This is a genomic window from Dokdonella sp. (assembly GCF_035511235.1).
Classification (GTDB): Bacteria; Pseudomonadota; Gammaproteobacteria; order Xanthomonadales; family Rhodanobacteraceae; genus Dokdonella.
Window position 1 is genome coordinate 100,903 of sequence record NZ_DATKFQ010000013.1, and the last position, 12,272, is coordinate 113,174.

General features: G+C 68.4%; 11 protein-coding genes. 5 read left to right on the plus strand and 6 right to left on the minus strand.

The genetic code is table 11. The features are described from left to right. Positions 1-39 precede the first annotated feature (39 nt). Positions 40-2,280 carry a TonB-dependent receptor gene (locus VMR06_RS07790; RefSeq protein ID WP_325374842.1) on the minus strand — a complete coding sequence of 747 codons (2,241 nt, stop codon included), beginning with the start codon at positions 2,278-2,280 and terminating at the stop codon, positions 40-42. Positions 2,281-2,477: 197 nt separating this feature from the next. Here VMR06_RS07790 and VMR06_RS07795 point away from each other — a divergent pair, with 197 nt between their 5' ends. Continuing rightward, positions 2,478-3,791, plus strand: coding sequence for a GntP family permease (locus VMR06_RS07795; protein WP_325374846.1), 1,314 nt, complete (start codon positions 2,478-2,480; stop codon positions 3,789-3,791). 103 nt (positions 3,792-3,894) lie between these two features. Continuing rightward, complete coding sequence (locus VMR06_RS07800; protein ID WP_325374848.1) at positions 3,895-4,227, plus strand: YegP family protein; 333 nt, start codon at positions 3,895-3,897, stop codon at positions 4,225-4,227. A gap of 177 nt (positions 4,228-4,404) precedes the next feature. Here the strand turns inward: VMR06_RS07800 and mnmE are convergent, their stop codons facing one another. The 4 genes from mnmE to rpmH form a co-directional block, all read right to left on the minus strand. Then, the gene (gene mnmE / locus VMR06_RS07805) at positions 4,405-5,748 is read right to left on the minus strand and encodes a tRNA uridine-5-carboxymethylaminomethyl(34) synthesis GTPase MnmE (RefSeq protein WP_325374851.1); all 1,344 of its coding nucleotides are present in this window, start codon (positions 5,746-5,748) and stop codon (positions 4,405-4,407) included. A 64-nt stretch (positions 5,749-5,812) separates the two neighbouring features. After that, a complete protein-coding gene (gene yidC, locus VMR06_RS07810; RefSeq protein ID WP_325374853.1) occupies positions 5,813-7,519 on the minus strand; it encodes a membrane protein insertase YidC in 1,707 nt (568 codons plus the stop codon). 63 nt (positions 7,520-7,582) lie between these two features. After that, on the minus strand, positions 7,583-8,041 hold the full coding sequence (gene rnpA, locus VMR06_RS07815) for a ribonuclease P protein component (RefSeq protein WP_325374857.1): 459 nt from the start codon (positions 8,039-8,041) through the stop codon (positions 7,583-7,585). 15 nt (positions 8,042-8,056) lie between these two features. Further along, positions 8,057-8,197, minus strand: a complete 141-nt coding sequence (rpmH, locus tag VMR06_RS07820) for a 50S ribosomal protein L34 (protein WP_325374859.1) — start codon at positions 8,195-8,197, stop codon at positions 8,057-8,059. A 263-nt stretch (positions 8,198-8,460) separates the two neighbouring features. Here rpmH and dnaA point away from each other — a divergent pair, with 263 nt between their 5' ends. Together dnaA and dnaN are read left to right on the plus strand one after the other, a co-directional pair. Continuing rightward, positions 8,461-9,789 (plus strand): chromosomal replication initiator protein DnaA, encoded by a 1,329-nt coding sequence (dnaA, locus tag VMR06_RS07825; protein WP_325374862.1) that lies wholly within the window; start codon positions 8,461-8,463, stop codon positions 9,787-9,789. 206 nt (positions 9,790-9,995) lie between these two features. After that, the gene (gene dnaN / locus VMR06_RS07830) at positions 9,996-11,096 is read left to right on the plus strand and encodes a DNA polymerase III subunit beta (RefSeq protein WP_325374864.1); all 1,101 of its coding nucleotides are present in this window, start codon (positions 9,996-9,998) and stop codon (positions 11,094-11,096) included. A gap of 38 nt (positions 11,097-11,134) precedes the next feature. On the opposite strand, the gene VMR06_RS07835 is transcribed toward dnaN, so the two are convergent. Beyond that, positions 11,135-11,332: a hypothetical protein gene (locus VMR06_RS07835; RefSeq protein WP_325374901.1), complete on the minus strand. Its 198-nt coding sequence runs from the start codon at positions 11,330-11,332 to the stop codon at positions 11,135-11,137. Here VMR06_RS07835 and recF point away from each other — a divergent pair. Next, positions 11,249-12,262, plus strand: a complete 1,014-nt coding sequence (recF, locus tag VMR06_RS07840; RefSeq protein WP_325374897.1) for a DNA replication/repair protein RecF — start codon at positions 11,249-11,251, stop codon at positions 12,260-12,262. The two genes, VMR06_RS07835 and recF, sit on opposite strands and share 84 nt — an antisense overlap. The last annotated feature ends 10 nt before the right edge of the window (positions 12,263-12,272 follow it).

Here is a 12,272-nt window from a genome sequence, read left to right on the forward strand (position 1 = left end):
TGAAACGAAGCGCGGCGGGTCAGGCCGCGCGGGGATCGCTCAGAAGCTGTAGCGCGCGGTCACATAGTAGTTGCGCGGCATGCCGTAGTACGCGGTCTGGATGTTGCCGACGCTCGAGAACTCCTGCGCGTCGGTCTTGTAGACCTTGTCGGTCAGGTTGCGCACGCCGCCGCGCAGCTGCCACTTGAGGCTCGGCGAATCCCAGATCCCGAACAGGCCGGCCAGGCCGAATCCGCTCTGCCGCAGCACGTCGCGGTTGTCGACGCTGAGCCAGGCCTCGGACCGGTACGAATAGTCGCCGCCGACGGTCAGGCTGCCGGCGTCGCCGAGCATGAAGCTGTGGCTGGCCGCGATGCGCGCGGTCCACTCCGGCGAGAACGGGACGTGGTCGTGCAGGTTCGCGTAGATCGGATTGGCGGCCACGCGCGGGTCGTCGAACGAGGCGTAGCGCGCGTCCATCCAGCCGATCTGCGCCGACAGGCGCGTGCCCTCGCCGACCAGCGCGACGCCCTCGAACTCGACACCGTCCATCTTCAGCTTGGCTGCGTTGAGCACCGGGAAGCTGCCGACCTCCTCGCCGCTGACGCGCGCCTGGAAGTTCTTGTACTCGCTGTGGAACACGCTGAGGTTGCCGATCAGGCGGCCGTCGGCCGAGGCGGTCTTGAGGCCGGCCTCGTATGTCCACACGAACTCCGGATCGAACTCCGGCCGTGCCGCCTCGGCGGCCGCATTGGCGCGGCCGTTGAAGCCGCCGGACTTGAAGCCGCGGTTGGCCGAGACGTAGCCCATCACGCGATCGGAGAATGCCTTGGTCAGGCTCAGCGACGGCGTCCAGGCGTCCCAGCTCTTGCTCGCGTCGAACGCGACCGTGCCATCGAGCGCGGCCAGCAGCGGCCCCCAGAACGTGGACGTGGTGCGGTCGTACTCCTTGCGCTCGCGCGTGTAGCGCAGGCCCGCGCCGAGCGTCCAGGACGGCGCGAACTCCCAGTTGACCTGGCCGTAGGCCGCGTAGCTGCGCGTGTTGAGATCGTCGCCGATCGTGCGCAGGAACGTGACCGGCAGCGTCGCGACCGTGTAGAGGTCGTCGGCCCAGGCGTACTGCTCGGACGGCACGTGCTCGCGCAGGAAGTACACGCCGTAGGTCGCCTGCAGCGGACCGCCGTTGTCGAACTGCGCCTGCAGCTCCTGGCTGAACTGGTTCTGGTCGATGCCGACGTAGACGTCACCGAGCGAGAACTGCGAGGCGTCGATGTCGATGTAGGACTTGGACACCAGCTGCCGGTACGCGGTGATGCTCTTGATCGACCAGGCGTCCGAGACGTTCCAGGTCAGATTGGCCGCGGCGCCCTTGTGGATCAGCTTCTGACCGTCGTCGGGACCGAACGAGGTACGTGTGCGGAAGTCGTACTCGCCGCCGCGCGGCTCGAGCAGCACGTTGGTTCCGGTCGGCAGATTGGTCTGGATCAGCGGCGCCTCGGGATTGCCGAGTGTCAGCGGGTTGTCCTGGTGCGTGTAGTCGAGCGAGAACACCGCCTTGAAGGTGTCGGTCGGCCGGCCGACCAGCTTCACGCGCATCGCCTCGGTGTCGTTCTGGTTGTAGCGCTTGCCGGTATCCGGATCCTTCACGTAGCCGTCGTTGCCGGTGCTCATCAGCGCGGCGCTGAGGCCCCAGTGCTCGTTGAGCGGCATCGCGGCATAGGCCTTGGTCTCGAACAGGCCGTAGCGGCCGGCCGTGATCTCGACGTTGCCTTCGGTCGTGTCGCCGGGCTCGCGCGTGACGATCTTGATCGCGCCGCCGGTCGAGTTCTTGCCGTACAGCGTGCCCTGCGGGCCGCGCAGCACCTCGATGTGGTCGACGTCGTAGAGGCCGAACAGCGCGCCCTGGATGCGTGAGTAGTAGACGTCGTCGACGTACATGCCCACGCCCGGATCAAAGGTCTGCAACGCGTCGGGCTGGCCGATGCCGCGGATGAAGACGTTGACCGCACCCGACGAGCCGCGGCCCTGCACGATGTTCATGTTCGGCACCGAGCCCTGCAGGCTGTCGATGTTCTGCGCCTGGATCTGCTGCAGGTCCTGCTCGCCGAACGCCGACACCGACACTGGCACGTCCTGGATGCTCTCCTCGCGGCGGCGCGCGGTGACCGTGATGCCGTCCAGGCGCTCGATCTCGCCGTCGCTCGCCGGTGCGGCGGCCGGCGCGTCCTGGGCGCCGGCCCACGGTGCGGCGAGGAGTCCGAGCACCAGACCGATGGTCATACTGAGATGATTGCGCTTCATGAGATCCCCCTCGCTGCGTGGCGTTGTTATTCGTGGCGGGCCGGGGCGACGCGCGCGCTCGGCCGAGCGCGGGACATGGCCCGATCGGCGCGCAGTCTGCGGGCGGGCTGCCGTTCGAGGCAGTTGTACCTTCGTACAATGCCGGGGCCCGGTGGCGCTCCGGATACTGGCCGCGATCGCAAGTCCGGGGAATTCCCATGCTGAGTCTGCTCGGCCTTCTGGCCGGCCTCGCGCTGCTCATCGTCATGGCGATGCGCGGCGTGAGCCTGTTCATCGCCACGCCGGTCTGCGCGGCGGTCGTCGCGCTTTCGAGCGGCCTGCCGCTGCTGCCGCCCGACGGCGAGCCCGCCGTCACCGACGCGCTCGGCAGCTATATGCAGGGCTTCAGCGGCTTCATCGCCAGCTGGTTTTTCATGTTCCTGTTCGGCTGCATCTTCGGCAAGCTGATGCAGGACAGCGGCGCCGCCGACAGCGTCGCGCGCTGGGTGCTGCGCACGATCGGTCCGCGCCACGCGGCGCTGGCGATCGTGATCGCCTGCATCGTGCTGACCTACGGCGGCGTCAGCCTGTTCGTCGTCGCGTTCTCGGTCTATCCGACCGCGCTCAGCCTGTTTCGCGCGGCCGATCTGCCGCGCCGCTTCATTCCGGCCGCGCTCGGCTTCGGCTCGATCTCGATCACGATGACCGCGGCCGGCTCGCCGGAGATCCAGAACTGGATCCCGATCAAGTACCTCGGCACCTCGCCCTGGGCCGCCTGGCAGGCCAGCCTGGCCGCCGCGATCGTGATGGCGATCATCGGCCAGGCCTGGCTCAACTGGATGATCGGCCGCGCCAAGGCGCGCGGCGAGCGCTTCGAGCCGCGCGAGGGCGATCCGGTCGACAGCCGCCAGGTGCTGCCCTCGCCACTGCTGTCGCTGGTGCCGCTGCTGGCCGTGCTGGTGCTGAGCTTCCTGCTGCACGAGCGCCTGCACACCGCGGCGCTGATCGTCGCGCTGCTGGCCGGCTGCGTGCTGACCGCCGCGGTCGGCTGGCGCCATCTGCAGGCGCCCGGCGCCGCGCTCGGCGCCGGCAGCGCCGACGCGCTGATCGCGATCGGCAATACCGCCGCCGTGGTCGGCTTCGGCGCGGTCGCCAAGGCCGTGCCGGGCTTCGCGCTCGCGGTCGACTGGATCACCCACCTGCCCGGCCACGGCGTCGTCAACGCCGCGTTCGCGGTCGCGGTCATCGCCGCGATGACCGGCAGCGCCTCCGGCGGCCAGGCGATCGCGCTGCCGATCCTCGCGCCGCTGTACCTGGCGCAGGGTGTCGATCCGTCGCAGCTGCACCGCTCGGTCGCGCTGGCGTCCGGCACGCTCGATGCGATGCCGCACAACGGCTACATCGTCACGACGATCCGCGCGGTCTGCGGCGAGACGCACAAGGCCGCGTATTTCCCGATGGCGGCGATGACCGTCGTCGTGCCGCTGATCGGCCTGGCGGTCGCCTTCACGATGTTCGCGCTGGGCTTCTGAGGTTTCGTACCGGGCGGCTCAACGACACAAAACGACACAGCAGGCGACGCGGACTTGGCGTAGAACCGCGCCGTCGTCCATTCCTCAGCACGGGAGCGTACTCATGGCCGGTTGGTTCGAGTTGAGCAAGAGCAGCGACGGGCAGTTCCGTTTCGTCCTCAAGGCCGGCAATGCCGAAACGATCCTGACCAGCGAGCTGTACCAGACCCGCGCATCGGCCGAGAACGGTATCGCCTCGGTGCGCACCAACAGCCCGCACGACGCGCGCTACGAGAAGAAGACCTCGGTCAGCGCCAAGACCTTCTTCAATCTGAAGGCCGCCAACCACCAGACCATCGGCACCAGCCAGATGTATGGCAGCGAGGCGGCGCGCGACGCCGGCATCGCCAGCGTCAAGGCCAACGGCGGTACGCAGACGGTCAAGGATCTGACCTGACCCCCGCACGCCGCGCGGTCGGTCGGTAATCGCCTGCGACGGTAGTGGTGCCATCGCGCGCGGCGTGCATCCGCACCCCGCCCGAGAGGGGAAGCACGGGCTTTCGCGTTATCGAACGCCCGCGAATGGTCGCGCACGTTCGTTCCGCACGGACATGCTCGCGTCCGGCGAGAACGGTTATTTCCCGATACAGAAATCCGCGAAGATCCGCCCGAGCAGATCCTCGTCGCTGAACTCGCCGGTGATCTCGCCGAGCGCGTGCTGGACCTGGCGCAACTCCTCGGCCGCGAGCTCTCCGGCGCGCGCCTCAGTCAAGGCCGCTTCGGCGGCCTGCAGCGATGTCGATGCGCGCTCGAGCGCGGCGACGTGGCGCGCTCGAGCGCTGTAGCTGCCTTCGCCAGCGTCGTCGCGGCCGGCGAGGCGCTCCAGTTCCGCGGTCAGCAGCGGCAGGCCGGCGCCGGTTTGCGCGGACAGCCACAGATGCAGCACGCCCTCGTGCATCCGGCTCTGCGGCGCGAGGCCGTCGAGATCGATCTTGTTGTGGACGATCAGCCGCGTCGCGGCCGCCGGCAGGTCTTGAAGCAGGGCGCGATCGGTCTCGGCCTGCGCATCGTCGGTGACCAGGATCGCGACGTCGGCACGCGCGAGTTCCGCGCGCGCGCGGCGGATGCCTTCCTGCTCGACGCGATCGTCGGCGTCGCGCAGACCGGCGGTGTCGACCAGCGTCAGCGCGACGCCGTCGAGGTCGATCGACTCGCGCAGCACATCGCGCGTGGTGCCGGGGATGTCGGTGACGATCGCGCGCTCGGCGGCGGCGAGCGCATTGAGCAGGCTCGACTTGCCGGTGTTCGGGCGGCCGACGATCACGACGTGCAGACCGTCGGCGAGACGCGCGCCGCGGCGTGCGCCGGCGAGCACGTCGGCGAGTTGCGCGCGCAGATCGGCCAGTCCCCGGGCGAGTTCGGGCGCGGCGAGAAAATCGATCTCCTCCTCGGGAAAGTCGATCGCAGCCTCGATCCAGACGCGCAGGCGGATCGTCGCCTCGGTGACGGCGTGCACCTCGCGCGAGAACGCGCCGTCGAGGCTGCGCATCGCCGATCGCGCGGCGGCTTCGGAGCCGGCCGCGATCAGATCGGCGATCGCCTCGGCCTGGGCCAGATCGAGGCGTCCGTTGAGGAAGGCGCGTTCGGAGAACTCGCCGGGCCGCGCCTGACGCGCGCCGAGTTCGACCGTGCGCGCGAGCAGCCGGCGCAGCGCGACCGGGCTGCCGTGCGCCTGCAGCTCGACGACATGCTCGCCGGTGAACGACTGCGGCGCCGGGAAGTGGATCAGCAGGCCGTGGTCGATCGCCTGGCCGCCGGCGTCGAGGAAGCGGCAGAAGTGCGCATGGCGCGGCCGCGGCGGCCGGCCGAGCAGGGCATTGGCGATCGCCGGCGCGGCCGGACCGGACAGCCGCACGATGCCGACGCTGCCGCTGCCGGGCGGTGTCGCGATCGCGGCGATGGTGTCGGCGCTCGACATGCGGAAGGCTCGTCGCTGCGCGTTCGGGCCGACGCGGCTGCCGCATCGGCCGCCGCGCCGGTCGTCAGGCCTTGGCCGGCTTGGTCTGTTCGCCGGCCTCGACGCGCTTGGTGATGATGTACTGCTGGATCAGCGACAGGATCGCGTTGGTCGCCCAGTACAGCACCAGGCCGGCCGGGAAGAACGCGAACAGCACCGAGAACGCGACCGGCATGAACTTCATGATCTTGGCCTGCGTCGGGTCCATGCCGGTCATCGGCGTCAGATGCTGGGTCAGCAGCATCGCCGCGGCATTGAGGATCGGCAGCACGAAGTACGGATCGGGCGCGGACAGGTTCTGGATCCAGCCGATGAACGGCGCCTGGCGCAGCTCGACGCTCTCGATCAGCACCCAGTACAGCGCGAAGAACACCGGGATCTGGATCAGCATCGGCAGGCAGCCGCCGAGCGGATTGATCTTCTCCTTTTGGTAGAGCTCCAGCATCGCCTGGTTGAGCTTCTGGCGGTCGTCGCCGTAGCGCTCCTTGAGCGCCTGCATGCGCGGCGCGACCTTGCGCATGCGCGCCATCGAGCGGTACTGCGCTTCGCTGAGCTTGTAGAACACCGCCTTGATCAGCAACACCAGCAGGATGATCGCGAAGCCCCAGTTGCCGGTCAGCGCGTGCAGCTTGTCGAGCACCCAGTGCAGCGGCGCCGAGATGAACGTGAAGATGCCGTAGTTGGCGGTCAGCGACAGGCCCGGTGCGACGTCGTCGAGCGTGCTCTGGATCTTCGGCCCGACGTAGAGGCGCGATTCGAGCGCGCGCGTCTCGCCGGGCGCCACGGTCGTCGCCGGCGCGACCGCGCGGATCAGATAGCGCGTCTGGCCGTTGGCCGGCAGGCTCGCGGTCGTGTACTGCTCGGCCTGGTCGGCCGGCGGAATCCAGGCCGCGAAGAAGTAGTGCTGGATCATCGCGACCCAGCCGCCGGTCGTCGACAGGTTCAACGGATCCTTGGCGAACTTGTCGAACGCGAGCTTCTGGAACTTGTGCTCGGGGCTGTACCAGGCCGCGCCGACGAAGCTGTACTGCTCCGGATTCGTGTAGCCCTTGAGGCCGCGCTTGTCGACGACCAGCGGCACGCGGCGCAGTTCGCGATAGGCATTGCCGGTCCACGGCGCGGCGCCCTGGTTGACGATCTCCTGGCGCTGGCCGATCACGTAGCTGCCGCGCTCGAAGGTGTAGATCTTGCGCACGGTCAGTCCGGCGTCGGACTGCCAGGTCAGCGGCACCTCGACGCGATCCTGGCCGGCCGCCAGCGCGTACTCGGTGGCGGACGCGGTGAACGGCGCGTTGTGATCGGGCGCGGCCGGCGCGCCCTGCGCGCTGACCAGGCCGCTGTTGGCGACGAAGTAGCCATCGGCGCCGTCGTCGAGCAGGCGGACCGGCTGCGGTTGCTTGGGCTGCTGCGGGTAGGCCAGCAGGTCGGCGACGACGACGTTGCCGCCGCGCGTGTCGATCTCCACACGCAGCACGTCGGTGGCGACGACGATGCGCTGGCCGGCCGGCGCGGCAGTTTCCGCGCGCGGCGTCGCCGGCACCTCACCCGGGGCCGCCGACGCGGACGGCACGTCGTCGAGCGGGATCGCCGCGGGCGCCGTATCGGCGGCCGGCGCGGTCGCAGCGGCGGTCGGCGGCGTCGCCGGCTGGCCGTAGTCGGTGCGCCACTGCTCCCACAGCAGATAGCCGAGCAGCAGGAGGGCGAGCAGAAGAAAGGGGCGGGGACTGGTCATCGTGGAGGTCGGTGTGGTTCGTGCGCTGCACGGCGAACCGGCGCGGGCTGCGCCGGCGCGCGGTCAATCGCTCGATGGAGAGGGCGGCGTCGTGGTCCGCCCGGAAGCGGCTGGGACCTGGCCATTGTGCCGTTCGCGCGGGGGCGCTTCAACGCGAACGCCGTCGGGCGCCGCGGCGGCCAGGCGCCGCAGCTTGTCCCAGAGCCGGATCAGATCGGCGCGCAGGGTCGCGTTGTCGTGAGTGGCGGCGCTGGTGCGGGCGACGACGAGGATGTCGAGTGCGGGCAGTTGCGGGCGGACATGCCGGTAGCTTTCGCGAATCTGCCGCTTGATGCGGTTGCGTTCGACGGCGCGCTTGGAGACGCGTTTCGAAACGGCCATGCCGAGCCGCGGACCGCTGGTTCGCGGTGCAGCTTCGGCATGGAAATGATCGGCGCCGACGCGCCGGCTGGCCCGTCGCAGCGCGGCGAAGTCGCCGGGCCGCAACAGTCGAGCGGCGCGCGGGAAGCTTGCGCTACCCATGGCGCCGCCGGAACGTCAAACGCAGAGGCGCTTGCGACCGCGCGCACGACGCGCGTTGAGGACCTTGCGGCCGCCGCGGGTCTTCATGCGGGCGCGGAACCCATGGTCACGGGCGCGCTTGAGATTGCTGGGCTGATAGGTGCGTTTCGTGGCCATGGCGGTGACGAATCGTGAACGGAAAAAGGCCGCGGATGGTAGGTCGGCGCCGCGCCTGTGTCAAGGAAAATCCGGCGCTTGGCCGCAGCGACGGCACCGTTCGCGAGGCGCCGTAGCGCCGGTCCGCACCGGACGCTTGGGGTAGACTCATCGGTTGGTCCGTCGGCTGCGCCGACCGCGCCATTCCCCTGACTGCGGATGCGGCCGTACCGGCCCGCATCCGCCTCGGCTTTACGAAGCTTCCGCTGCAAAGGTCCCGACCCGTGAGTGAATTGTGGCAGCGCTGCCTGGCGCGGCTTGAATCCGAATCCGCCGCTGAGGATGTGCACACCTACCTGGCCCCGCTACAGGCCAGCGAGAGCGATGCCGGACTGCGCCTGTTTGCGCCCAATGCCTATACGATGGAGGCGATCCGCGAGCGGTTCCTGCCGCGCATCGCGACGGTACTGGAGCATCTGGCCGGCTATCCGGTCAACGTGCGCGTCGACGTCGGCTCGCTGAGCGCCGCGCGCGGCCGCGAGCCGGCCGGCGCGACCGGCGCGCGGACCGTCGCTCGCCGCGAGCAGCGCGAGGACTCCAACCTCGATCCGCATTACACGTTCGAGACCTTCGTCGAGGGCAAGTCCAACCAGCTCGGCAAGGCCGCCGCGCTGCAGGTCGCGATGAATCCGGGCCGCGCCTACAACCCGCTGCTGCTCTACGGCGGCACCGGCCTCGGCAAGACGCATCTGATGCATGCGGCCGGCAATCTCATGCGGCGCAACAACCCGGACGTCAAGCTGTTGTATCTGCGCTCGGAGCAGTTCGTCAGCGGCATGGTCAAGGCGCTGGCACAGAAGAACATGGACGACTTCAAGCGCCGGTTTCGCTCGGTCGACGCGCTGCTGATCGACGACATCCAGTTCTTCGCCGGCAAGAACACGACGCAGGAGGAGTTCTTCCACACCTTCAATGCGCTGTTCGAGGGCAAGCAGCAGATCATCCTGACCTGCGACCGCTATCCGAAGGAGGTCGAGAACCTCGAGCCGCGGCTGAAGTCGCGCCTGGGCTGGGGCCTGTCGGTGATCGTCGAGCCGCCCGACTTCGAGACGCGTGCGGCGATCCTGCTGTCTAAGGCGCAGAGCAAGGGCGTGGAGCTGCCCGAAGAGGTCGCGGTGCTGATCGCCAAGCGCATGCGCTCGAACGTGCGCGACCTGGAAGGTGCGCTCAATACGCTGGTCGCGCGCTCGAACTTCGAGGGGCACGTGATCACGGCGGAATTCGCGCAGGAAACGCTGCGCGATCTGCTGACCGTGCACGCGCAGGCGATCACGATCCAGAACATCCAGCGCACGGTGTCGGACTACTACCAGCTGCGTCTGTCCGACTTCCTCTCCAAGAACCGCAGCCGCTCGATCGCGCGGCCGCGGCAGATGGCGATGGCGCTGGCCAAGGAACTGACCGAGCACAGCCTGCCGGAGATCGGCGATGCGTTCGGCGGCCGCGACCATACGACCGTGCTGCACGCCTGTCGGACGATCGCCGATCTGCGCGAAACCGATGGACGGCTGCGTCAGGACTGGGAAAAACTCGTGCGCGCGCTGACGGGGTGAACAGGCTGTGGATAATAGGTGGACTTTTCGGCCGCCGCGGGTTATCCACAATCGATGCACACCGAAACCGGCGCGAAACCCACCGTCAGATGACGAAATAAGACGATGATTTAAAAGGATATTTTGGTCTTTTTTCGGTTGTCCCCAGGCCCTACAACCACGTACTATCCCCAAAAACCAATAACAGAACGAAACGGACGAGGCCCATGCGATTCAGCATTCAACGCGAAGCTCTCTTGAAACCGCTGCAGCAGGTGACCGGCGTGGTGGAGCGCCGTCAGACCCTGCCGGTGCTGGCAAACCTGCTGGTGCAGGTCGGCACCGACGGTGTTTCGTTCACGGGCACCGATCTCGAAGTCGAGATGATCGCCCGCGCCGATGCCGAATCCTTGGATCCTGGCGAGGTGACGATCCCCGCTCGCAAGCTGTTCGACATCAGCCGCGCATTGCCGGACGGCAGCAAGATCAAGGTGGAACAGAACGGTGATCGCGTGACGGTCAGTGCCGGGCGCAGCCGCTTCACGCTGGCAACGCTGCCGGCGACCGAGTTCCCGGTCATCGATTCGATCGATCTGGTCGAACGCGTCACGCTGCCGGAAGCCGCGCTGAAGGCACTGATGGATCGCACCGCTTTCGCGATGGCGCATCAGGATGTGCGCTACTACCTCAACGGCATGCTGCTGGACCTGCGCGAGCATGCGTTGCGCTGTGTCGCGACCGACGGCCATCGGCTGGCACTGGCCGAGACCAAGCTCGACGCGACGATCAGTTCACGCCGTCAGATCATCATCCCGCGCAAGGGCGTGCTCGAGCTGCAGGGCCTGTTCGAAACCGGCGAGGGCACGGTCGATCTGGAGTTCGGCCGCAATCATCTGCGTGTCCGCCGTGGCGGCGTGGTGTTCACCTCCAAGCTGATCGACGGGCGTTTCCCCGATTACGAGGCCGTCGTGCCGATCGGCGTCGACAAGGAAGTGCACGTCAATCGCGAGGAACTGCGCGCGGCCCTGCAGCGTGCGGCGATCCTGTCGAACGAGAAGTATCGCGGCGTGAAGCTCGAGGTCGGTCCGAACCGGCTGCGCATCGTCGCGCACAATCCCGAGCAGGAAGAGGCGGTCGAGGAGCTCGAGGCGCGTACCGGCGTGTCGGAGCTGTCGGTCGGGTTCAACGTCAATTATCTGCAGGATGCCCTCGGGGCCCTCGACAGCGACGAGGTGCTGCTGTGCCTGCGCGACGCCCAGTCGAGCTGCCTGCTGCGCAAGCCCGACACCGAGGACACGCGGCACGTGATCATGCCGCTGCGGCTCTGACCGCGTTCGGCGTTACACCGGAGGAGGGCCCGCAGGCGTCAGATGCGGGCCTTTTTCATTGAAGCTGGGTAGGCAGCGATCCGCACATGCCGATGCGTCTGGACGAATTGAGACTGATCGATCTGCGCCGGTTCGAGGCGCTGGAGGTCTCGCTGGGCGCCGGCTGGAATCAGTTCGTCGGCGGCAATGGTGCCGGCAAGACCACCGTGCTCGAGGCGGCGTATCTGCTGTCGCACGGCCGGACGTTCCGCAGCGGCGGGCGTGACGGCCTGGTCCGCGTCGGCGCGTCGGGCTTCTCGGTATTCGGTCTGCTCGAGGGTATCGAGGGTCGTCCGGTACGCCTGGGGCTGGCTCGGGCCGCCGGGCGGCTCGAAGCACGTGTCGACGGCAGCATGGCGACGCTCGGCGAGCTGGTCGGCCGCTCGGCGATCGTCTGTTTCGAGCCGGGTTCACATGCGCTGATCGCCGGCGGCGCCGAGCATCGGCGAGCCTACCTCGACTGGGGTGTGTTCCACGTGGAACAGGATTTCCTCGGCTTGTGGCGGCGTTATCAACGGGCGCTGCGTCAGCGTAACGCTTCGCTGCGCGCCGGCGCGCCGGATGCGGAGCTCGCGGTCTGGGAGCTCGAGCTTGCGACGTCGGGCGAAGCGATGACGCGCTTACGCCGCACCTACCTGGAGCGCCTGCGGCCGGCGCTGGTCGCGATGGCGGACGCGTTTCTCGGTGAGCTCGGCGAGTTCAGGGTCGATTTCCACGCGGGCTGGCCGGCCGGGCAGGCGCTGGCCGACGTACTGGCCGAGGGGCGCGACCGCGACCGCGACCGCGGCCATACGCGAGCGGGTCCGCATCGGGCCGATCTCGGTTTCGGCTTCGCCGGTGCCGAGCGCCGCGAATATTTCTCGCGCGGGCAGGAGAAGCTGTGTGCCCTGGTCTGCATTCTCGGCCAGGCGCAGCACTACCGCGAAGACCATGGCCACTGGCCGATCGTCTGCCTCGATGACCTGGCGTCCGAACTCGACGACGCGCATCGCGAGGCGGTCATTGCGGTGCTATCGGCGAGCGATGCTCAGGTGCTGCTGACCGGTACGTCGACGCTGACGCTGCCGGCCGATGCGTCGTCGCGCCTGTTCCACGTGGAACAGGGCACGGTCCGGCGACTGCTATAATCGCCGATGG

Coding starts and splice junctions, on each gene's coding strand:
- VMR06_RS07790 (WP_325374842.1), bottom strand. CDS start 2,280: ATGAAGCGCAATCATCTCAGTATGACCATCGGTCTGGTGCTCGGACTC.
- VMR06_RS07795 (WP_325374846.1), top strand. CDS start 2,478: ATGCTGAGTCTGCTCGGCCTTCTGGCCGGCCTCGCGCTGCTCATCGTC.
- VMR06_RS07800 (WP_325374848.1), top strand. CDS start 3,895: ATGGCCGGTTGGTTCGAGTTGAGCAAGAGCAGCGACGGGCAGTTCCGT.
- mnmE (WP_325374851.1), bottom strand. CDS start 5,748: ATGTCGAGCGCCGACACCATCGCCGCGATCGCGACACCGCCCGGCAGC.
- yidC (WP_325374853.1), bottom strand. CDS start 7,519: ATGACCAGTCCCCGCCCCTTTCTTCTGCTCGCCCTCCTGCTGCTCGGC.
- rnpA (WP_325374857.1), bottom strand. CDS start 8,041: ATGGGTAGCGCAAGCTTCCCGCGCGCCGCTCGACTGTTGCGGCCCGGC.
- rpmH (WP_325374859.1), bottom strand. CDS start 8,197: ATGGCCACGAAACGCACCTATCAGCCCAGCAATCTCAAGCGCGCCCGT.
- dnaN (WP_325374864.1), top strand. CDS start 9,996: ATGCGATTCAGCATTCAACGCGAAGCTCTCTTGAAACCGCTGCAGCAG.